The 21,827-nt window shown below is 64.8% G+C and carries 18 protein-coding genes and 1 pseudogene; 9 read left to right on the top strand and 10 right to left on the bottom strand.

Annotated features, from left to right (window positions below; genetic code table 11):
* Window positions 1-509 precede the first annotated feature (509 nt).
* Complete coding sequence (locus EJ072_RS24665) at window positions 510-4,559, top strand: autotransporter outer membrane beta-barrel domain-containing protein (RefSeq protein WP_189343089.1); 4,050 nt, start codon at window positions 510-512, stop codon at window positions 4,557-4,559.
* 103 nt (window positions 4,560-4,662) lie between these two features.
* Entirely contained in the window at window positions 4,663-4,887 is a 225-nt protein-coding gene (locus EJ072_RS24660; RefSeq protein ID WP_126081695.1) for a hypothetical protein, read from the top strand.
* Window positions 4,888-4,914: 27 nt separating this feature from the next.
* Here EJ072_RS24660 and EJ072_RS24655 read toward each other — a convergent pair whose 3' ends face one another.
* The 4 genes from EJ072_RS24655 to EJ072_RS24640 form a co-directional block, all read right to left on the bottom strand.
* Window positions 4,915-6,477 (bottom strand): DHA2 family efflux MFS transporter permease subunit, encoded by a 1,563-nt coding sequence (locus tag EJ072_RS24655; RefSeq protein ID WP_126081694.1) that lies wholly within the window; start codon window positions 6,475-6,477, stop codon window positions 4,915-4,917.
* Window positions 6,478-6,484: 7 nt separating this feature from the next.
* Window positions 6,485-7,579, bottom strand: a complete 1,095-nt coding sequence (locus EJ072_RS24650; RefSeq protein WP_126081693.1) for an HlyD family secretion protein — start codon at window positions 7,577-7,579, stop codon at window positions 6,485-6,487.
* Window positions 7,576-8,118 carry a helix-turn-helix domain-containing protein gene (locus EJ072_RS24645; RefSeq protein WP_126081692.1) on the bottom strand — a complete coding sequence of 181 codons (543 nt, stop codon included), beginning with the start codon at window positions 8,116-8,118 and terminating at the stop codon, window positions 7,576-7,578. The genes EJ072_RS24650 and EJ072_RS24645 overlap by 4 nt, the downstream gene beginning before the upstream one ends.
* Before the next feature lie 187 nt (window positions 8,119-8,305).
* On the bottom strand, window positions 8,306-8,911 hold the full coding sequence (locus EJ072_RS24640; protein ID WP_040989612.1) for an NADPH-dependent FMN reductase: 606 nt from the start codon (window positions 8,909-8,911) through the stop codon (window positions 8,306-8,308).
* 90 nt (window positions 8,912-9,001) lie between these two features.
* On the opposite strand from EJ072_RS24640, the gene EJ072_RS24635 reads away from it, so the two are divergent.
* A complete protein-coding gene (locus EJ072_RS24635; protein WP_040989613.1) occupies window positions 9,002-9,370 on the top strand; it encodes a helix-turn-helix domain-containing protein in 369 nt (122 codons plus the stop codon).
* Between the two features lie 170 nt (window positions 9,371-9,540).
* Here the strand turns inward: EJ072_RS24635 and EJ072_RS24630 are convergent, their stop codons facing one another.
* Window positions 9,541-9,744: a hypothetical protein gene (locus EJ072_RS24630; protein WP_126081691.1), complete on the bottom strand. Its 204-nt coding sequence runs from the start codon at window positions 9,742-9,744 to the stop codon at window positions 9,541-9,543.
* A gap of 119 nt (window positions 9,745-9,863) precedes the next feature.
* Complete coding sequence (locus EJ072_RS24625; protein WP_042646168.1) at window positions 9,864-10,259, bottom strand: acyl-CoA thioesterase; 396 nt, start codon at window positions 10,257-10,259, stop codon at window positions 9,864-9,866.
* A gap of 191 nt (window positions 10,260-10,450) precedes the next feature.
* Between EJ072_RS24625 and EJ072_RS24620 the strand changes: the two genes are divergently transcribed.
* From EJ072_RS24620 to EJ072_RS24610, 3 genes and pseudogenes are all read left to right on the top strand, one after another.
* Entirely contained in the window at window positions 10,451-12,067 is a 1,617-nt protein-coding gene (locus EJ072_RS24620; RefSeq protein WP_126081690.1) for a GMC family oxidoreductase N-terminal domain-containing protein, read from the top strand.
* On the top strand, window positions 12,064-13,275 hold the full coding sequence (locus tag EJ072_RS24615; RefSeq protein WP_126081689.1) for a mandelate racemase/muconate lactonizing enzyme family protein: 1,212 nt from the start codon (window positions 12,064-12,066) through the stop codon (window positions 13,273-13,275). Before EJ072_RS24620 ends, EJ072_RS24615 begins: the two co-directional genes overlap by 4 nt.
* Window positions 13,272-14,188 (top strand): annotated as a pseudogene (locus EJ072_RS24610) (NAD(P)-dependent oxidoreductase). Before EJ072_RS24615 ends, EJ072_RS24610 begins: the two are co-directional and overlap by 4 nt.
* 72 nt (window positions 14,189-14,260) lie before the next feature.
* On the opposite strand, the gene EJ072_RS24605 reads toward EJ072_RS24610, so the two are convergent.
* On the bottom strand, window positions 14,261-15,199 hold the full coding sequence (locus EJ072_RS24605) for a diacylglycerol kinase family protein (RefSeq protein WP_126081688.1): 939 nt from the start codon (window positions 15,197-15,199) through the stop codon (window positions 14,261-14,263).
* 815 nt (window positions 15,200-16,014) lie between these two features.
* Between EJ072_RS24605 and EJ072_RS24600 the strand changes: the two genes are divergently transcribed.
* Window positions 16,015-16,530 (top strand): hypothetical protein, encoded by a 516-nt coding sequence (locus EJ072_RS24600; protein ID WP_042646161.1) that lies wholly within the window; start codon window positions 16,015-16,017, stop codon window positions 16,528-16,530.
* A 47-nt stretch (window positions 16,531-16,577) separates the two neighbouring features.
* Here EJ072_RS24600 and EJ072_RS24595 read toward each other — a convergent pair whose 3' ends face one another.
* Entirely contained in the window at window positions 16,578-17,192 is a 615-nt protein-coding gene (locus EJ072_RS24595; RefSeq protein WP_126081687.1) for a hypothetical protein, read from the bottom strand.
* 141 nt (window positions 17,193-17,333) lie between these two features.
* On the opposite strand from EJ072_RS24595, the gene EJ072_RS24590 reads away from it, so the two are divergent.
* Window positions 17,334-17,828, top strand: a complete 495-nt coding sequence (locus tag EJ072_RS24590; RefSeq protein ID WP_126081686.1) for a DUF2314 domain-containing protein — start codon at window positions 17,334-17,336, stop codon at window positions 17,826-17,828.
* Between the two features lie 2 nt (window positions 17,829-17,830).
* Here EJ072_RS24590 and EJ072_RS24585 read toward each other — a convergent pair whose 3' ends face one another.
* Together EJ072_RS24585 and EJ072_RS24580 are read right to left on the bottom strand one after the other, a co-directional pair.
* Window positions 17,831-18,802: a DUF3137 domain-containing protein gene (locus EJ072_RS24585; protein WP_126081685.1), complete on the bottom strand. Its 972-nt coding sequence runs from the start codon at window positions 18,800-18,802 to the stop codon at window positions 17,831-17,833.
* Window positions 18,803-18,883: 81 nt separating this feature from the next.
* Window positions 18,884-19,927: a CapA family protein gene (locus EJ072_RS24580; protein WP_126081684.1), complete on the bottom strand. Its 1,044-nt coding sequence runs from the start codon at window positions 19,925-19,927 to the stop codon at window positions 18,884-18,886.
* A gap of 136 nt (window positions 19,928-20,063) precedes the next feature.
* On the opposite strand from EJ072_RS24580, the gene EJ072_RS24575 reads away from it, so the two are divergent.
* Window positions 20,064-21,314, top strand: coding sequence for a hypothetical protein (locus EJ072_RS24575; protein ID WP_245466978.1), 1,251 nt, complete (start codon window positions 20,064-20,066; stop codon window positions 21,312-21,314).
* The last annotated feature ends 513 nt before the right edge of the window (window positions 21,315-21,827 follow it).

Genomic DNA, 21,827 nt, shown 5'->3' with positions numbered 1-21,827 from the left:
CCGTGGCACTCGGCACGGCGCCTGCCCTGGCTGATGGCGGCAACGGCAAAAACACGACCGGGGGATTTGGCGTTGGCGGCGCCGATGGGTCGCTTGCAGGAGCGACGGGACAGGACGCGGATTCTTCCGCTACCAGCAGCGGCGGCGGCGGTGGCGGGGTGGATCTTACCACCGGCAACGGTGCGCCGGGTGGGGCGAGTGTGACCGTTGCCGGCAGACCAAGAGGCACTACCGGCATCACCGGTGCTACTGGTCAGTCTGTTACAACTATCACCACCATATCCGGCACCGTCACTGGTGGGACAGGCGGACTAGGTCAAGCGGGTGCAACCACCACACCCGGTGGGCACGGCGGCGGCGGTGTGGGCATCTCGGCCACAGCCGATGTCACCGTCGCGGGTGCCGGAATGGTAACTGGCGGCACCGGAGGAGGTCCCGGTAACACTGGGACTCCCTCAAGAAGCGGCGGCGCGGGCGGCGGCGGCGTCGGCATATTTTCAAACGCCGACGTGACCGTGGATGTCGGCGGCCATGTTACCGGCGGCGCGGGCGGTATCACCGTCATCGGCGGTGGCGGTGGCGGCGCAGCGGCAATCGTGCTGACCGTAGGCGGCACGGTTACCAACAGCGGCACCCTGACCGGCGGCGTCGGCGGTAACAGTTTTGGTACTTCCGGAGGCGCCGGCGGCGATGGCGGTGCCGGCGTGCAATTGCTTTCTGGCGGAACCGTCATCAATGAAGCGGACGGGACAATCGCCGGCGGTGCCGGGGGCACGGGGCTCTTGGCGCCGGGCGACGGAGGTGCCGGCATCAAGGGCGCGGGGATCGCGGTCATCAATGGCGGCACCATCACCGGTGGCGCAGGGGGATCAGGTGGCGGCCTCGCTGGTCAGGCAATTCAGTTTACCGGCGGGGTCAACTCGCTCGAGATCTGGTCGACCTCGAACATTGCTGGCAACGTGAAAGCTTTCAGTGCCGCCGATACGTTCAACCTCGGTGGCAGCGCTGACGGCTCATTCGACGTTTCTCAACTCGGCCCCGGCGCCAAATATGACGGGTTCGGACTCTATCAGAAGACCGGCACCGGCACTTGGACTTTGACGGGAACGACATCCGCGGTCACGCCGTGGACACTGAGCGATGGCACGCTGTCGGTCTCCGCCGACACCAATCTCGGCGCCGCTTCCGGCGGCCTGACCTTCAATGGCGGCACGCTGCAGACGACGTCCGCCTTCACCAGCAGCCGCAATGTCGCCCTGACCGACAATGGCACGGTCCAGACTGATGCCAACCTTGGCTTGACGGGTACCATCAGCGGCAGCGGCCTTCTCACCAAGACCGGCGCCGGCACGCTGACCTTATCGGGCAACAACAGCTATACCGGCGGCACGCGGATTCTGGGCGGGACCCTCGAGGCCAAGGGCGGCAACGCCATCGGCGACCAGTCTGCGGTGATTGCGCAAGCCGGTGTGTTCCGCGTCCTCGACGACGAGACCATCGGCACACTGTCTGGCGATGCCGGCACGGTGGAGCTTGTCGGCGACCTCACCACCAGCACGAATTTCGCCAACACGATCGCGCTGTTCTACGGCGGCATCAGCGGAACCGGCGGCTTCGTCAAGAACGGCGCCTACCGACAGGTTCTGGCCGGCAACAACAGCTACCAGGGCGCGACACAAATCCTGGGCGGCACGCTCTATGCGGTCGGTACGGGCATCGACTCCATTCCCGACGCCTCGGCCGTGACAGTGGCGGCCGGCGCCACGCTGTCGCTCGCGCGGCCCTCCATCTCCTCTGGCATCACGGGCATTGACAGCGATGACGAGACGATCGGGTCCTTGTCGGGCGCCGGCAATGTCGCTCTCGGCGACAGGAAACTGGCGATCGGGGGCGACGCCAGCACCGCGTTCTCCGGCTCGATCTCAGGCGCCGGCGGCTCTCTTGCCAAGCTGGGCACCGGCACGCTCACGCTCTCCGGTACGAACACCTATACCGGCGCGACGACGGTCGACGCAGGCAGGCTGCGCGTCGATGGCTCGCTTGGAAATACCGCCGTCAGCGTCGGCAGTTCCGGCACCCTGTCGGGCGTGGGAACCATCGCGGGGCCGGTGACGGTAGATGGCACCATCGCGCCGGGCGACAGCCCCGGCACGCTCACGGTCGGCTCGCTGACGCTCAACGCAAGCGCGAAACTCGACTACGAGCTCGGCACTCCCGGGACGGTCGGCAGCGGCGTCAACGACTTGATCGTGGTCAACGGTGATCTCACCCTCGACGGCACGCTGAACATCACCGATGTCGGCGGCTTCGGCCCCGGCGTCTACCGGCTCATGAATTACGGCGGTGCGTTGACGGACAACGGGCTTGAGTTCGGGACCACGCCCGTCTCCGCGAGCGATCTCTTCATCCAGACCAGCATCGCCGGTGAGGTGAACCTGATCTCCAGCGCCGGCGTGACGCTGGGCTTCTGGGATGGCGGCAATACGGGGCTGCACGACAACGGCGTGATCGACGGCGGTGACGGCGTGTGGGATGCGACGAACCGCAACTGGACGGAAGCCGACGGCGCGATCAAAGGCAAGTGGGGTCAGGATTTCGCGGTGTTCGCCGGTCAGGCCGGCACCGTCACGGTGGATGATTCCGCCGGCACGGTCGGCTTCACCGGCATGCAGTTCATGACCAACGGCTATGTGATCGACGGCGACACGCTCACCACCAACACCGCCGCCACGATGATCAGGACCGACGCCGGCGTGACGGCGACCATCGCCGCTGCGATCGCCGGAACCGGCGGCCTGGTGAAGACCGATACCGGCACGCTCGTGCTTTCCGGCACGAACACCTACAGCGGCGGCACGACGATCTCGACCGGCACGCTGATCGGCCAGGCAACGAGCTTCGGCACCGGCGATATCCTTGACAACGCGGCCCTGGTCTTCAACCAGCCGGCCGATGCGATCTTCTCCGGCGTTATCTCCGGCACCGGCACGCTGGCCAAGACGGGGAGCGGCAACCTCAACCTCACCGGCATCAACACGCTGAGCGGCGCAACCACGATCGGGGCCGGCAAGCTCTCGGTCAACGGCTCGCTTGCCAACTCCGCGGTGACCATCCTCAATGGCGGCGCTCTCGGCGGCAACGGCACGGTGGGGTCGACGACGCTGCAGACCGGCGGCGTCATCGCGCCCGGCAACTCGATCGGCCAATTGACCATCCAGGGCAATTTCGTTGGCGCCGGCGGCACAGTCGAGATCGAAGCGATCCTCGACGGCGATGCATCTTCCACCGACAAGCTCATCATCACCGGCAACACTTCCGGAACCGCCAACGTCAAGGTGATCGGCCTTGGCGGCGCCGGCGCGCAGACCGTCAACGGCATCAAGATCGTCGATGTCGGCGGCGTCTCCGCCGGCACCTTCAACCTGCAGGGCGACTACGTCTTCCAGGGCGACCAGGCGGTGGTCGCCGGCGCCTATGCCTATCGGCTCTACCATAACGGCGTCAGCACGCCGGCCGACGGCGACTGGTATCTGCGCTCGGCGCTGATCAATCCCGTCGATCCGGGCGGCCCGACCTCGCCGCTCTATTCACCCGCCGTGCCGGTCTACGAGGCCTATGCCGGCGTGCTGCAGAGCTTCACCCAGCTCGGCACGCTGCAGCAGCGCATCGGCAACCGCTCGTGGGGCGGCGAGGCGCAATCGGCGGCAGGCACCCAGCGCGGCAACCCGATCTGGGGGCGCATCGAGGCCTCGCACAGCGAATTCGAGCCGGGCACGAGCACCACCGGCACCGATTATGACGCCGATCTGTGGCGGCTGCAGGCTGGTCTCGACATGCTGCTTTCCGAGACTGCCTCCGGCATGCTGGTCGGCGGTCTCACCGTCCACTACGGCACGGTAAAATCGGACGTCTCCTCGTCCTTCGGCACCGGCTCGATCGACGCAACCGGCTACGGCTTCGGCGGCACGCTGACCTGGTACGGCAAGAACGGTTTTTATGTCGACACCCAGGCCGAGCTCACCTGGTTCGACAGCGATCTGTCCTCCGCGACGCTCGGCAGGAAGCTCGCCGACGGCAACAACGGCTTCGGCTACGGCCTCGGCATCGAGGCCGGGCAGAAGATCGCGCTTCATGGCAACTGGTCGCTGACGCCGCAGGCCCAGCTCTCCTATGCCTCGGTCGCCTTCGACAGTTTCACCGATCCTTACGGCGCGCTGGTCTCCAACGGCAGCAGCGACAGCCTGATCGGCCGCCTCGGCCTCTCCGCCGACTATGAAAGCGAGTGGAAGGGCAGCGCGGGCCAGACCAGCCGCTCACATGTCTATGGCATCGCCAATCTCTATTATGACTTCCTCGACGGCACCGATGTCGACGTCTCGGGCACCAGGCTGACCAGCAAGCCGCAGCAGCTTTGGGGCGGCCTCGGCGTCGGCGGCTCGCTGAGCTGGGCCGACGATCACTATTCCGTCCATGGCGAGCTGCTGGCGCGCACCAGCCTGGAGGATTTCGGCGACAGTCATGCCTTCGGCGGCTCGGTAGGCTTCAGCGTGAAGTGGTAGGCTGGCGGCAATAGGCCGAAAAAGGCAACCAGCGGTCGCTGGAAACTTTCCGACGCGTATAGGAATTTAATCCTTGGTGGGGCGATTCTCGCAGGAGGTCGCGGTGGTTCGTCGCAACAAGGCAAAGCAATTATCGGAGTCGGAGCTTGAGCGGTTCCTGATGGCGGCGGGAGAGCTGCATCGCAGTATTGTGGCCCCGTTGATATCGACGCAATGCGATCACTACCGCTCCATGCAAACCCTGCACGAGGCGTTGCTGAAAGCGGTGAAGGACATCACCGGCAAGGATGCTGCCTTTATCCGCTGGTTTGGGGCGGGGTCGCGGTAAACTGCGTCGCCGCGAACCGCGCACCCCTCAATGCGCATCCGGCGGCGGCGCCTTCGGCGTCACGTTGCGCAGGAACGGCACCAGCGCCGTGGCGATGACGAACGCCACCATGATGACCAGGAACGCGTCCGCATAGGCCATGGTGGAAGCCTCGCGATAAGCGAGCTGCCAGAGCTGCTTCAGCGCCGCGGCATGGCCGTCGTCGACGGCGCCGGGCAGCTGTCCATAGCGCTGCGCGACGTTGTCGACGAGGCGCATGGCCGCTTCGTTCTGCGGCGTCAGATGCGAAGCGATCGTCAGGAAATGGAAGTTGGTGCGGTTGTTGAGGATCGCGCCGCAAATCGCGATGCCGACCGCGCCACCCAGATTGCGCATGGTGTTGAACAGGCCGCTGGCATATTTCAGCCGTTCCGGTGGCAGGCTGCCGAGCCCGAGATTGACGCTGGGCGCGACGGCGAAGACCTGTGGGAAACCGCGAAAGATCTGCGGCAGGAGAAGCTCGGCCGAGCCCCACTGGCTGGTGATGGCGGAAAAACTCCACATCGAGGCGCCGAAGGAGGCCAGCCCGAACATCACCAGCCAGCGCGTGTCGAAGCGCTTGGCGAGGAAGATGTATACCGGAACGCCTACCATCGAGGCAACGCCGGTGGAGAACACCGCCAGCCCCGTCTCGAACGCGTTGTAGCCCCGCACATAACCGAGAAACAGCGGCGTAAGATAGATCGTGGCGAAGATGCCGATGCCGGTGATGAAGGACAAAAAGCAGCCGATGGCGAAATTGCGGTTGCCGAAGGCGCGGAAGTCGACCACCGGCTGCGAATAGGTCAGGCTGCGGACGACGAACAGGATGAGCGTGACCACGGCGACGACGGCGCCGTTGCGGATCGTGGCGTCGTCGAACCAGTTCCAGCGCGAGCCTTCCTCCAGCACATATTCCGCCGTGCCAAGGCTGACCGCCATCAGCGCCATGCCGATATAGTCCGCGCCCTTCAGCAACGACAGATCACCCTTGTCAATCTTGACCAGCAGCGCGACGAGCACGGTGATGACCGCCCCGGGGATGACATTGACGTAGAACAGCCAGTGCCAGTTCAACGTGTCGGTGATCCAGCCGCCGATGACTGGCCCTAGCGTCGGCGCGATCGAGGCGATGCTGCCGACGACGGCGGCGGCATAGAGGCGCCTCGGGCCCTGGAAATAGTGGAAGGACGAGGTGAACACCGTCGGGATCATCGAGGCGCCGAGCAGCCCCTGCAGCGCCCGGAACACGATCATGCTTTCGATGTTCCAGGCAAAGCCGCACAGCATGCTGGCAAGCGTGAAGCCGGCCGCTGAGATGGTGAAAAGCCAGCGCGTTGAAAACACCCGCGTCAGCCAGCCCGACAGCGGGATGACGATGATCTCCGCCACCAGATAGGAGGTCTGGACCCAGCCGATCTGGTCCTGCGCGGCCGACAGGCCGCCGCCGATATCCTGCAGCGAGGAGGCGACGATCTGGATGTCGAGCAGCGCGATGAACATCCCCACGCACATCACCATGAATGGCAGGATGCTGGCGAGGAAGGATTGCGGGGCGGCCGGCGCTGACATGGCGCCCTCAATGCGATCCGGTATCGACGGTGACGACGGTGGACAGGCCTGGCCGCAGCGCCACCTTGCCCGCCTGGTCGGCATCGATCGCGATCCTCACCGGCACCCGCTGCACGATCTTGGTGAAATTGCCGGTCGCGTTCTGCGGCGGGATGACGCTGAAGATCGCCCCCGTGGCCGGCCCCAGGCTGGTGACATGGCCCTTGAGCGGCTGGTCGGGAGCGATATCGGCATAGACGGTAGCGGCCTGCCCGTCGGCCATCGCCCGCAACTGGTCTTCCTTGAAATTGGCGTCGACCCATAGGCCCGAGGCGGGAACGATGGTCAGCAGATAGCTGCCCGGCGAGACATAGGTGCCGACCTGCGCCAGCCTGTTGCCGACGATGCCGTCGATCGGCGAGCGGATTTCCGTGAAGCCGAGGTCGAGCCGGGCGGTGTCGAGATCCGCCTTGGCCGCCGCGACTTCCGCCGTCGCTTCCGAAATCTGGGTGTTGAGGACGTCGAGTTGTTGCCTCGACGCCGCAAGCGCGGCCCGCGCGGCGGCGACGGAGGCCTGCGCCTGGCCGTCGGCCGCGGCGCTCTTCTGGGCATCCTGCTGCGAGCCGGTCCTGGCGCTGGCGAGCACCGCGTAGCGCTTGGCATCCTGCGCCGTGAAGAGAGCGGCGGCGCTCTTCGCCTCGAGATCGGCGCTGGCCTGCTCGATCAGCGAGTTCTGCAGTGAGATTTGAGCACGCAGATTGTCGAGCGCCGACTGCTTCTGCTGCACCGATGCCTGCGCGCGTTCCAGCGCCGCCTTGAACGGCCTGTCGTCGATGCGGATGACCGGCTGGCCGGCGCTGACATGCTGATTGTCCTCGACGAGCACCTGGTCGATATGGCCGGCGACGCGCGGCGCCAGCGGCGTGACATTGCCGCCCACATAGCCGTCGTCGGTCGTTACCATGAAGCGGTTGGCCTGCCACCACTCGGCGCCAAACCAACCGGCGGCAGCGATAGCGATCAGGGCTGCCCCGAGCAGCAGCGGCTTGCGCCGCTTCCTCGCCGGCTTCGGGGCTTCAACGACGGAGGCCTGCAACTCGGCCGGGGAAAGAGCCTTGTTCATCTGCTTCGCGCCTCTTCCTGGCCGCCGTTCTCGATCAGCGGGAGGCCCGGCCCTTGGCTGCTGAAGCGATAGTGCCGCCGCATGCGATCACTGGCCCTCGGCCCGGTGGCCAAGGCGAAGCCGCCGCTGTCGAGTTGCCTGCCGGTCTCCTTGTCGACCAGGACCGGATCGGCCCAGCGCCCGTCCGCCGTGTCGACCACGACAAGGCTCGGGCCCTCGGGCGCCAGGTGCCGGTTGCCCCAGGCAAGCAGCGTAAGCAGCACCGGCCGGAAATCGCGGCCCTTGGCCGTCAGCACATATTCATGGCGCAGCGGCCGCTCGCAGTAGGCGCGCTTCTCGAACAGCCCGCGCTCGACCAGGCTATTCAGCCGCCGCGTCAGCATGTTGGGCGCGATATCAAGGCTCTTCTGGAACTGGTCGAAGCGGGTAAGGCCCTGGAAGGCGTCGCGCAGCAACAGGATGCTCCACCACTCGCCGACCTCGTCGAGGCTGCGCGCGATGGGGCATGGGCGCGTTTCGAAGCTCGTCCTGGCAACCATTCTCGTGACTCACTTTCAAAATGAAAGTTAGATATAGCCAAGTCGATTGCATTATGCAAGTCAGTATGATCGGACGCGCCGGCGCTGCATATCGAGCCGGCGCGAACGAACTTGCACGAGCCGTTGCTGCAAACAAAAAGGGCGACGCAAGCGCCGCCCTTCGGGAGGATGATTTTTCGCAGGCGCTTTAAGCGGCCTGGGCTTCGCCGGCGATCGCATCGGCGGCGCGGGCCGCCTTCAGCACCTTGGCCCACCAGGCGACGTCGTTGACCAGCGCGGCGGCGGCCTGGTTCAGATGCTCGATGTCCTCGAGCTTCTTCTCGCCCTGGCGCACCGCAAGGAAATCGCCCCAGGCGATATGGACGGCCGACTTGACCGGCGCCATCTGCAGCTCGACGGCGATCAGGCGGAGCTGTTCGACCGCGCGCGCGCCGCCGACCGAGCCGTAGCCGACAAAGCCGGCCGGCTTCTTGTTCCATTCATTGGCGGCGTAGTCGATGGCGTTCTTCAAGACACCGGTCGGAGCGTGATTGTATTCGGCGGCGGTGAAGATGAAGCCGTCGAACTCGGCGACCTTCTTCTGCCAGCGCTGCGCCACTTCGTTCTGCGACGGCGCCCAGGCGGAGGATGCGACCTCGTCGAAGAAGGGCAGCGGCCAGTCGCGCAGATCGACGATCTCGACGTCGATGTCGGCATGAGCCTTGGCGATCTTGGCGATCCACTGCGTCGGCACGTCGGCGAAGCGGGCGGCGCGCGTCGAACCGACGACGATGGCGATTTTGGGCTTGGACATAAGGGGCTCTCCTTGCGGGAATTTCTGGTATCGTTTGGATACCGGCGCTATATGTGATACTGACAAACCAGCGCGCAAGGGGGCACGTTTATGTTACTGAGGCACCCGCATATCACCGAAGACTGCCGTGCCGTGTCGGAAATCCTGCAGCGGGTCGGCGATAAATGGACCGTGCTCGTGGTCGGCAAGCTGGGTGACGGCGCGATGCGCTTCAACGAATTGCGCGCCGCCGTCGGCGGCATTTCGCAAAAAATGCTGACCACCACCTTGCGCGGTCTGGAACGCGATGGGTTCGTGACGCGAAAAGTGTTTCCGACCATTCCGCCGCGTGTCGATTACGAGCTGACCGAGCTCGGTCATGAGCTGCTCGTGCCGGTCGGCGCTCTGGGCGAATGGGCGCGCAAGAACACAAATCGGGTCCGCGAAGCGAGAGCGAAATTCGACAGCCAGCAAGCCTGAACCCCTTTTTGGTTCAAAGGTTTGCGAACCATTGAACAACCCGTGTCGCTCGGCGCCGGGCCTGTCGTGCCTCCGGCTTTGATCGGATTTGCTGCGGCTCTCCAGCTAGCCTCGCAGTTGTGTCCGCGTAACCGTCTCGACAAGGATGACTGTCTTTAGGCGGCCACCGATCAGGCGCTTGCAGCGGTAGTGGTGCAGCATGGTGTCGAGCAGTTCTCGTGCTGCGCGTCCTTCTTGTCGATCGCCTTCGGGTCCCTCACGCAGGCAACGCGTGGAAGGTCTTTGCTGATCTCCACATAGGCTGTAACGCCGAGCAGGCAGACCAGAGCAATAAGGGCGGCCACGAGCCAGCCGTTCAGCATGTGTTGACGCATTGTTTTCCCCTCGCGCGACCACTAACTGGGGCGCGAAGGCAACCATTGGATGTCGCGGAGCGCATCTGCCGCGCGGGCGTCGTTACAAAACGGCAAGCCTGGGGAGAATCGGAGACCCGTCAGCTCTCGGCCGGAACCGGCTTCGGCTTGCCTTCGCCGTCGAGCGCCACCATGACGAAATCGGCATGGGTGACCTTCTCCATCAGGTCGGAAAGGTAGCGCTGCGCCCAGGCCTCGACCTTGAGCACCATCGAGGTGCGGCCGACGCGCTCGACATGGGTGTAGATGCATAGCGTGTCGCCGATCTTCATCGGCTTGGCGAAGGACATCTCCTTGACCGCGGCGGTGACCACCCGGCCCTTGGCGCGCTCGGCGGCGCGGATGCCGCAGGCAAGGTCCATCTGCGCCATCACCCAGCCGCCGAAGATGTCGCCGGCGGCATTGGCGTCGGACGGCATGGCGAGCGTGCGCAGCGTGAGATCGCCAAGAGGTTTTCCGTCCGCGTAATGCACCATAGGAAACTCCTTCAGCCGCTGCTTTCCTGAACCCGTACCAATGCGATTGCGATGTCGCAAGCTCTGCTGAAAGCGAAAACTGCGCCGCCGGAGCAGTCGCTTTTTTCACAAGCCATGCCGGAAGGTCCGGCGACGACGTGAACCGGCAATGTCTAGGCTAGGCCGCGAATTTCGGAGCGCGCCCGCCTATCATGCAGACTTATGATTTCATCATCGTCGGCTCCGGCTCAGCCGGTTCGGTCGTGGCCGACAAATTGTCGGCTTCGGGCCGCTTCTCGGTGCTGGTGCTGGAGGCCGGCGGGACCGATCAAAGGTTCTACGTCCAGATGCCGCTCGGCTACGGCAAGACCTTCTTCGACCCGGCCGTCAACTGGAACTACAAGGCCGAGCCGGATCCCGGTCTCGCCGGAAATGCCGACCACTGGCCGCGCGGCAAGCTGCTCGGCGGCTCGAGCTCGATCAACGCCATGGTCTTCATCCGCGGCGCGCGCGAGGATTTCGACGCCTGGGCGGCCGCCGGCAATCCGGGCTGGGGCTATGACGATCTGCTGCCCTCCTTCAAGGCGATGGAGGACAATGCGGCCGGCGCCGACCAATGGCGCGGCGTCGGCGGACCGCTGCATATCACCGATTGTTCGCGCGCGGTGCACCCGCTGACCAAGCGCTATCTCGCCGCCGCCGAGCAGGCCGGGCTGCCCTTCAATCCGGACTTCAACGGCGCCTTCCAGGAAGGCGTCGGCGTCTACCAGATCACGACCAGGAACGGCCGCCGCATGTCTGCCGCCCGCGCCTTCCTGCGCCCGGCGATGACACGCTCCAACGTTCGCGTCGAGACCAACGCACTGGCGACAAGAATCCTGTTCGAGGGCAAGCGCGCCGTCGGCGTCGAATATGAACAGAACGGCACGAAGAAAACCGCGAGCGCCGGCCGCGAGGTGATCCTCTCGGGCGGCTCGATCAACTCGCCGCAGTTGCTGCAGCTGTCCGGCGTCGGCCCCGAGGCGCTGCTTGGCAATCTGGGGATCCCGGTTGTCCACGCCAACGACAATGTCGGCGCCAACCTGCAGGACCATGTCGGCATCAACTACACGTTCAAAGGCAAGCTGCCGACGCTGAACCAGATCCTGCGGCCCTGGTGGGGCAAGCTGCTCGTCGGCATGCAATACATCCTCTTGCGCTCCGGTCCGCTGTCGCTGTCGATGAACAATGCCGGCGGCTTCTTCCGCACCGATCCGTCGATGGCGCGGCCGAACATGCAGCTTTATTTCCAGGCCTTCTCGACCGTCATCCCGAAGAGCGGCGAACGTCCGATCCTGACGCCCGACCCCTGGCCGGGTTTCTCGATCGGCCTGTCCAACTGCCGCCCGTCGAGCCGCGGCGAGATCATGATCCGCTCAAACAATCCGCGCGACTATCCGAGGATCACGGCCAACGCCTATTCGACCAATGCCGATGTCGACGAGATGCTGGCCGCGGTGAAGTTCGTGCGCAGGATCGCCGCGATGCCGGCCATGGCCGAGATCATCGAGGAAGAGGTGCTGCCTGGTCCCTCGATCCAATCGGACGCCGACCTCATCCAGGATTTCAGGAAGCGCTCGGGCACGGTCTACCACCCGGTCTCGACCTGCAGCATGGGGCCGGACGCCGCGCGCGCCGTCGTCGATCCACGGCTTCGGGTGCACGGGCTCGAGGGCCTGCGCGTCATCGACGCTTCGATTTTCCCCGACAACATCACGGGCAACACCAACGCCGCCTCGATCCTGACCGGATGGAAAGGCGCCGAGCTGGTTCTGGAGGATCAGAAATGAAAATCACCGACGTCAAGACCTGGGTTGTCGGCAACCCGCCGCCCGGCATCGGCGGCAAGTATTTCATCTTCGTCAAGCTCACCACCGATGGCGGCGTCGTCGGCTATGGCGAAGCCTACAACGCCACCTTCTCGGCGCATGTCACCGCCAGGATGATCGAGGACATGGCCGAACGCTACCTCGTCGGCCGCGACCCGCACGATCTCGAAAACCTGTTCCGCCGCGTCTACTCGTCCGGCTTCACCCAGCGCCCGGACGTCTCTGGCATGGGCTGCTTCTCGGCGCTCGAAATGGCCTGCTGGGATATCATCGGCAAGGAGGCGGACAAGCCGGTCTACAAGCTGCTTGGCGGCCAGGTGCATGAGACGCTGCGCTCCTACACCTATCTCTATCCGCACACCGGCAGCGTCCATTCGGAAGATGCGCGGGGCAAGAACGTCTATAACGACCCAGACATGGCCGCCGCCTGCGCGCTCGAATATGTCGAGCAGGGCTTCAACGCCGTGAAGCTCGACCCGGCCGGCCCCTACACTGCCTATGACGGCCACCAGCCGCGCTTGATCGACATCGACCTGTCGGCGCGCATGATCAAGGCGATCCGTGAGGCCGTCGGTAACAGGGCGGACATCCTGTTCGGCACGCATGGCCAGTTCACCGCTTCGGGCGCGCTGCGCCTGGCGCGCGCCATCGAGCCTTACGATCCGCTCTGGTTCGAGGAGCCGGTGCCGCCGGATATGCCCGAGGTGATGGCGCAGGTAGCCCGCGGCACCTCGATTCCGATCGCCACGGGCGAGCGGCTGACGACGAAATTCGAGTTCGCCCGCGTCATCGAAAACCGCGCCGCGACCATCCTGCAGCCCGACCTCGGCCGCTCCGGCGGCATCCTCGAAACCAAGAAGATCGCCGCCATGGCCGAGGCCTACCACATCCAGGTGGCGCCGCACTGCTATTGCGGCCCGATCGTCGGCGCCGCCAACATCCAGCTCGCGGTGACGCTGCCCAATTTCCTCATCCTGGAATCGCTGAAACAGTGGGACGGTTTTCACGCCACCCTGCTCAAGAAGAAGATCGGATGGCAGGACGGCAACGTCATCCCGTCGAAGGAGCCGGGCCTCGGCGTCGAGCTAGACGAGGCGGTCTGCGACGCGCACCCCTATAGCGGCTTGGACCTGCATCTGCAGATGATGCAGACGCCGCTGATGCCGTGACCCTCGCTTACGCCTTCATCGGTCTGGGCCATCTCGGCGGCAACCTTGCCGCCAGCCTGCTGCGCAAAGGCTTCGCCGTCACGGTCTTCGATCGCGACCCGGCGGCGGTCGAGTGCCTCGTCGCGCTCGGCGCCATTGCGGCGGCGGGCCCGGCCGAGGCCGCTGCCCGCGCCGGCAACGCGATCACCTGCCTGCCCTCGCCCAGGGTCAGCGAAGCAGTGCTCGCCGGCCCGGACGGATTGCTCCAGGGCCTACCTAAGGGTGGCACCTGGATCGAGATGTCGACCAACGGCCGTGACGAGATTTTGCGGCTCGCCGCGCTTGCTTCGGCAAAGGGCATCGAGACGCTGGAATGTCCGGTCACCGGCGGCGTGCATCTGGCCGCAGTGGGCAGGATCACGGCGCTCGTCGGCGGCGACGCCGCGCTCTACGAACGCCATCGCCCGGCCATCGAGGCGATGTGCGCAAGATCCTTCCTGATGCACCAGTCGGCTCGGCGGCGGTGATCAAGGTGATCACAAACATGCTGGCCTTCATCCATCTCGTCGCCGCGGGCGAGGCGCTGATGCTGGCCAAGCAAGGCCGTCTCGACCTCGCCCAGGCCTATCACGCGATCGCGGCCTCTTCCGGCAACAGCTTCGTCCACGAGACCGAAAGCCAGCTCGTGCTCAACGGCTCCTACGACATCGGTTTCACCATGGACCTGGCGCTGAAGGATCTCGGCTTCGCGCTCGCCATGGGCAGGGATTTCGGCGCGCCGCTCGATCTGGCGACACGCGTCAACGCGATCTTCGAGCAAGGCAAGCGCGCCTATGGCGGCGACGCCTGGTCGACGCAGATCGTCAAGCTGCTCGAGGATGCGGTCGGCGTTGAGCTGCGCGCGCCGGGCTTCCCGGCCAAGCTTGGACTGTAGTCTGGTAGAAATTTAGCTAGTTATTTCAATGGGCTGGCCTTACCTGCTGAATCAAGCCCTCAGCCAGTTGATTCAACCTCTTAAGGTCAGGGCGCCGGGCAGGATCTCGAACGTCGCCGGAATCCGGCCCGGCGACTCGCCGTCTATATCGACCAGCGCGCCATTTTTCTCGGCATCGCCCAACGGCTCGACCAGCACCTTGCGGCCGCGCAGGATGGTGATCGCCGGATGGTTGCGGTGCCGCCCGCCATAGAGCAGGCGGATGTCCCTTATCAGCCCGAGCTTGCCGGCAGCGCGCAGGATGACGATGTCGAACTGGCCGTCGGCGAGCTCGGCGTCCGGCGCGATCATCATGCCGCCGCCGAAGAATTTGCCGTTGGCCACCGCCACCAGCGCCATTCGCGCCTCGACCGGCTCGCCGTCGTCGATGGTGATCCGGACGTCCTGGAAGCGGTAGCGGACGAACTCCAGCACCGTGCGCCAGAAGAACAGCGCCTTGGACGAGACCCTGCCCTTGCGCTTGTCGGCATTGATGGCGCGATCCGTCGCGCCGGACAGGCCGAGGCTGGCGATGTTGATGAAGTGGCGGCTGGCCAGCTTGCCATGATCGTCGATGTAGCAGACCCGCCCGGCGTCGACTTTTCGCGCCTTGGTATCAGCGATCCGTTTCAGCGTGGCATCGATGCCGCGCGGCATGCCGAGCCCACGCGCGAAGTCGATGCCGGTACCGCAGGGCAAAAGCCCGAGCTCGCTCGTCCTTCCGATCTCGTCCTGCGCCTGCAGCAGCCCGTCGGCCACTTCGCTGGCGGTGCCGTCGCCGCCGGCCGCGATCACCAGGTCGCATCCGCCGGCGGCGAGGTCGATCGCCAGCCGCTCGGCGTCGCCGGCGGCTTGCGTCTCGCGCAGGTCGAAATCGCCGAAATTTGTCTTGAGCGATGCCGCCACCTCCGCCCAGTGCCGCTTGAGCCTGCCGCCTCCAGCAATCGGATTGAGAACCACCCCGACCTTCAATCCGACCTCCCCCGAGGCACATCGCGCGAAATGCGCGGCGGAGTCCGCGCTGGCGCCCGAAGTCTTTTGCCGACCCAAACTCTTTTGCCGACATTCAAACGCGGACCGGGCGGCGCGACAAGGCTCCAATATCGAAGGTCGCTAAAAAAGCGGGGCAGGGTTCGGCCGCCGAATTCCGAGGCTTTTGCCCTCGGTCCCCGATAATCCCGCTATCCACAGGCGAGTGGGCATTCCGCAATCCGCTTACCCGGCGTACATTCAACCCATCTCAGGCGGCCACTGAACGCCCCAGCCGAAAGGCAAAAGCGCAAGGCGGATTTCCTGAGGCCCGTACGGCCCAGAACGAGAGCAGGTTCGCCTGTTGGAGGGACGGATGCCGAGACCTACGGGTGCCGCGGAAAGCGTGCCAACGCCGACGGCGGACCGATGCTGCCATGAAGGCCGGGAAAAACCTTCGATGGCACGCTGGGCGAAGCCCGTAAGGGTGGAGATCGGCGTGGTCTGGAACGGGCGCTGCCTTCGGGCGGCGACTGGCAGGACCGTCAAAATCAAGGCCGGCCTGGCGCGACGACTTTACGGAAGTTGCTGCCTCAACCGGTTCCTGATCTGACAGGGAGGCGCTGGGAGAAATCCCAGCGCCGACTGTCTTTTTGGGCTAGCCAAGCCTGCCTGAGGCATTTTGGTCACAGTCGCCACCTGAGCAATCTTCCGAAACCTCCCGTCATCCACATTTTCACAATCGCGGCCAAATCCCGCCTTGTTCGGCATGGATTGATGCAAGTGGGGAATGGGAGCGATTTCGAAGGGACAAGACCGTGATCAAGACCGCCCTTGTCGCAATGACCATTGTCGGCTGCGACTGCGACGCGAAGCTCTGCGAATATATCGGCGAGACGCCGGCCAAATGGGCGACGATCGCCGACTGCGAAGCGGCGATGAAGAGCCAGATGCTGCACCAGCGCAATTTCAACTATCCGCTGGTTTCAGGCATCTGCCGCGTCAAGGGCTCGGCCTCTTCCTCCGAGCTTGCCGCGAAAGCCTCCAGGCCGGATCTGAAGCCCAGGAACCGCGTGGTCGAAACCATCGCCCCGCTGCCGCCCGAGCTCGACCATCGCCCAAGCGTTCCAGTGGGCGGAACCGTGACGGCCAGCGAAACGGAAGCCGCGAAGCCTGTCGCCTTCGATGGGTCGGTCGATGGCGGCCGCGCCGTGCTTTACCGCACCAAGGCAGGCTATGCCGTGGTCAAGACCGATCTCAGCCGCGCCGCCGGCGCGACGGTGGACGCGGCGAAGCGCTCGGCAAGCTGGTTGGCCGGATTGACTGGGCTGTAAGCCCATCCAATTCAGGTCAAGCCGCCTCACCTGAATATCGGCACGCCTTACAGCTTGACCTTGAGAGTCTCCCAGAATTTGTCGATCAGCGGCTGTTCGGTTTCGCCGATGCGCGTGATGAAGAGCAGCCCCTGATCGGCTATGCCGAAGCCGACGATCTCGAAATCCGCCCTGTCGGTGCGCGTCTTCACAGTGGCCTTGAGGCCTGTCAGCTCCTTGCCGTCGGCGAGTTTGCGGGTCGTCGGCTGCTGTGTCAGCTGCCCGCCTGCCTGGACCGTCTCCCTGGTCATCTCCTGCAGCATCAGCTGGTTGAGGGAGACCGGGTTCATCTTGTCATACTTCTGCACCACGACGAGGGTGCCGAGTGCCGAAGCCATGAGGTACTGGGCGATGCCGTCGCCGAGATCGGTCTTGGTGACCGAATAATTGCTGGGATGCACGAAGGAGAATGTGCCGCCGGAGAAGGTGGCGAAGTCATTGTGCTCGAGCCTCACCTTGCTGGTCTTGCCGTTGCCGAGCTTCACATCGATATCCTCGCCAGGATCGATGTCGACGGTCACGCCGTCGATGGTTAGCTTGAAGGCCTTCGGGTCCTCGGCACGGGCAGCCCCGGCGCAAAGCATGATCGCGCCGAACGCCCCAGCCGCCAGTCTCAGTCGCATGTCGTGTCCTCTCCGCGCGGTTCCGACGTAGCGCTTATCATTTTTTGATGACGGTTGGCGTGGGTCACTTTGCAACACCCGGTTGATCACATCCCCGCGATGCGGAAAGATAGCGGCCTTTCGAAAATGGGGGGCCCTTCGATGACCTTGGTTGTTCGCGCCGCGTTGTGTCTTGTCTGTCTATTGGCGCCGGCGACGGCCGACGCGCAGGCTACCGATCCGAATGACGACCGCGTGACTATATTCGCTCCGGGCGATCCGGAAATGGCAGCCGCGACAAAGCAGGCGCTTTCCAGCCTCGACGAGTTCCTCGCGCTCGCCGATAGCCCTCCGGCCGGCACGTCGCGCTTCAAGCTGAAGGTGAAGGTAAAGGACGGCAATATCACCGAGCATTTCTGGGTCGTGCCCTTTCGCCGCACCGAAGCCGGATTTGTCGGAATCCTGTCGAACCAGCCCGCCGAGGTGCATAACGTCGTGCTCGGCCAGAACATCGAATTCACCAGGGACGATATTTCCGACTGGGGCTACACCAGGAACGGCCATCAGGTCGGCAGCTTCACCGCCTGCGTGATGTTCAAAAGGATGTCGAAGGAAGAAGCCGACGACATGCGCACCAGGTTCGGCTTCGACTGCTGAGCTTAATCCAGCGCTTCGTCTCTCGCGCCGATCTTGCGCACCAGCGCAGCGGTGGCCAGCATGGCGCCGAGATCGGCGATCATCGGCGCGATATGAATGTTGTAGTCGATCGGCTGTGCAATATCCGGCAGCTCGAAGAAGTTCTTCGATCGCGGCATCAGCAGAAAGCCGTCGCTGTCGCTGAGCGCCACCCGTGCCTGGTCGTAGGGCCATGTCTCGCGCAGCCAGGTCAGCGCCTGCGCCATCCGGCCGGTCACCAGAGGCCGCGCCGCCTCGACATTGTCGGTGCGGAATTCATAGGTGTCATCGAGGTCTTCGACGCCGGATGACAGCTCCTGCATCTTGGAGGCGAACATGCCGCGGAAGAAATGCGCCACCTTGCCGGCCTTGCGCGCCGCGACCAGCGTTCCCGGGAACGGCTCGATGGTCTCAAAGGCGACAATGACGCCCTTGAAGGCGGTCGTCTCGCTTTTGGCGGAGCCTTCCCAGAGCTTCGCCTCGTAGAGCTCGAAGGGAAAATCCTCATAACGCCCGGAAATGACGTCGTCGAAGCTCTGCCGGTTGAAAGCGGCGACGGTTTCGCGCGGCATCCTGTCGAAGGAGTTCGGCCGCACGCCATGCTGATAGCGCACATCACGCACGAAGCCGAAGATCATCGGCAGCAGCGTATCGCGGAAGGACTGCTGCAGCCGGGTCGCCGGCCTCAGCGCCTGGAAATAGAGCAGCACCGCGACGATCATGCCGCCGAGATAGAGAAAGACATGCGGCGTCGAGAGCCATTGCTCGTGCGGATCGGCGGCGGCGTTGAACAGCCAGGCTATCAGCGCGACGAAGACGGCGACCAGGCCGACGAACACCGGTACCCGCCAGCGGACCTGTCTCTGGGCCGACGCCCGTTTCGCCTCATACTCCTCGATGCCGCGCCTGATGCCCGCGATCACCGCCTCGTTCGGCATGAAATCCGCTGCTTCCATGGCCATCCCCGGTCGGCGCTAAGATCGGCTTATGATAGCGGCTTTTGCGCGAAAGTCGCCTGTGCCCGCGGTGATCGGCGACTAGTCCCCGGGAGCAGGAAAAATCGCCTGCAGCCGGGCCGCAACCCGCCGCTTGAGCGCGCCGCCCAGAGCCTCCACCGGCACCAGCCGCTCGTGGTTGCCTGCTCGCAGTCGCATGAAGAAATGCTGCCGGTAGGCGGCGATCCTACCGTGCGTGGCCGGATCGGCGCTGACGTCGACCACGAATATCGAGCCGATGCGTGCGGGCCATGGCGTGCTGGCCAAGGCAGTGCCGAGGAAATCGCCGAGCCCATAAGCGGTGACCCCGCGACCGATGCGCTCGATTGGCTGCACGACATGGGCATGATGGCCGACGATCAGCCCGGCGCCCTTATCCGCCAGCAGCCTCGCCAGCGCCCGCGTCGCCTTGCGCGGAAAATGCCGGAACTCCCAGTCCCAGTGCGGCACCGCGCAGGTAAGGTCGACGCCGGACATGGCGTCGCGGGGCCATTCGGCGGTCTGCATCGAAATCCGTTCCTCAAACGGCGCGGTGTCGGTGTTGCGCCAGAGCGTAAAGGCCGCGAAGCCGATGGTCAGCGATCCGGCGGCATGACTCTGGACAGGTCCGCCGGCAACCGTGCCGATCGTCCGGATCCCGAGCCGGTCGAGCGCCGCAAGCGTTTCCACGAAACCGGCTATGCCCTGATCGAGCACGTGGTTGTTGGCCAGGGACAGAACGAGCCTGTCGCGCGCGATGCCGGCAGCTGCGAGCGCGTCCGCGAGAAAGCGCTCGCTCATCGCGTGATGCGTGCCGAGCCATGTGCCCATCGCCGCGCGTGACCGTTCGACGATCGGGCTTTCGCAATTGCCGACCACGAGGTCGGCGGATGAAAGCAGCCCAGCAATCGTCGGATCGCATTCCGGCGCATTACGGTTGGCGACCGCCGAGATGTCGCCGACAAACGCCAGCCGCACCGTCCGCATGGGCGGCGGATCGATCAACCTCGCCGCCGGCGCCACAAAACCGCTTCGGTCGCCACCGAGAGACGGTCTCAGCAGGCGTGGCAGCCAGGACAGCTTGTAGGAAAGCGGATAATTCGACACGGGCAGGTCCAGTTTTGCTTTCTCTAGACTGTCTGCCCGGCCGATTGAAGCCGGCCGCCAATCGGCGTGGGCTAGGCGACGCCACGAGCCAAATGCGTGTATGCTTGCGACGTGACGCATATGGAGGGCGATGACGATGCGTATAATGGTCCTTGCAGCAGCCTTGTTAGCATTCCTGCCGGCGTCCTTCGCCTGGGCGGAGATGCCGGACGCAGCCAAGTCCCTGTTCGAGGCGAAGAGCGTGGCAGAGCGGAACACGGCGCTGTCGACGCTGGAGGCGTCAGCGGCGAAGGACCCGGCAGCGGCCTATGCGGCCGGCGCCAGCGAGTTCTTCACCGCGCTCGAGCTCCTCGCCGGCGGCCTGCATCGCCACGGCTTCGATAGCCCGAAATCCTTCATGCTGCCGCTGATGCAGCTGCCCGTGCCCGACAATCCCAACCCGCAGCCGCTGACCTACGAAGAATTCCGCGCCATCCTGGTCTCCTTCCGCGACCGGCTGGAAAAATCCGCCGCAACGCTGGGTTCCGTCCCGGCCAACGCCGACGTCGGCATGGTCGTCGACCTCACCCGCGCTGGTATCGATCTCAACGAAGACGGCGCCATCGCGCCCGACGAAAGCTTCGCCGCGATCATGGCTTCGCTCGCGCATGGCAGCATCGACACGAGCGCTGCCGCGCCTTCGCTCACCTTCCGCTTTGATCGCGCCGACGGTTTCTGGCTGCAGGGCTATGCCGAATTCCTGATGGCGCAGGCCGATTTCTGGCTGGCCCATGATTTCAGAGCCATGTTCGACGGCTCATTCCACATGCTGTTCCCGCGGGCCAAACTGCCGCTGCAGGACGCGCTGGTGCCGCTGGACGGCGGCATGAGCGGCAACATGTTCGCCTCGGAATGGCGCTTCGCCGACTTCATCTCGCTGGTGCATCTCGTCAACTGGCCGGTGATCGAGCCGGAACGCCGGCAGGCCTCGCGGCGCCATCTGCTGGAGATGATCCGGCTGTCGCGCGAGGACTGGAAATCGATCCTGGCCGAGACCGACAATGACCGCGAATGGCTGCCCGGGCCGCAGCAGAAAGGCGCCAATCCCCTCACCGGCCTCGACGTCGGCCAGGAGCAGGTAACCGCTTGGCTCGCCACGCTCACGATGGCCGAGGATCTTCTCGAAGGCCGCGTGCTGCTGCCGCATTTCCGCATCGCCGGCAAGGGCATCAACATGAAGCGCTTCTTCGACGAGCCGAAACCCTTCGACCTCGTTCTGTCGATCACCGGCCCCGGCATCGCGCCCTATCTCGAAAGCGGCAAGATCCTCACCAGCGACGATTTCGACCAGATCCAGCGCGAGTTCGCCGGCGCCGGCTTTTTAACGTTTGCGCTGTGGTTCAATTAAGTCTTGGGTTCCTCGCGTGGCTAGGGGATGCACACATTTCCAAGCGGCTGGCCTTTGGCGATAGCGTACATGGCAGCTGGCGGATGCATTGTCTTATGGTGCGCCGGTCGACCCCCACTCCGTCTCGGCTTCGCCGAGCCACCTCTCCCCCGATCGACGGGGTAGAGGAAGGCGCCAAGCTTTTTGCCGTCAACGCTTGTCCAGCAGCGCTCCCTTCCTTTCCCTCCGGAGGGGGAAAGGTGGCGCTGCGAAGCAGCGACGGATTGGGGGAACCACGTGGCAATCAAGCCTCGGCCTTATCAGTCACGCCAGCCACGAAAGATGTGTGCATGGCGTAGCCGGACGTGGGGGAGAGGTGGCTCGGCGAAGCCGGGACGGAGAGGGCAGCGCCGGTTCGGGTGGCGAAAGCGCCTCGAAGAGAAGGGCTTCCGCCTTACGAAGCCCCCTCTCCGTCCGTTTCGCGGACACCTCTCCCCGCCTCTGGCGGAGGCGAGCACCCTGAGTCGGCGTTAG

Source organism: Mesorhizobium sp. M2A.F.Ca.ET.046.03.2.1, assembly GCF_003952425.1.
Classification (GTDB): domain Bacteria; phylum Pseudomonadota; class Alphaproteobacteria; order Rhizobiales; family Rhizobiaceae; genus Mesorhizobium.
This window is presented reverse-complemented; position numbering and strand designations above follow the sequence as displayed.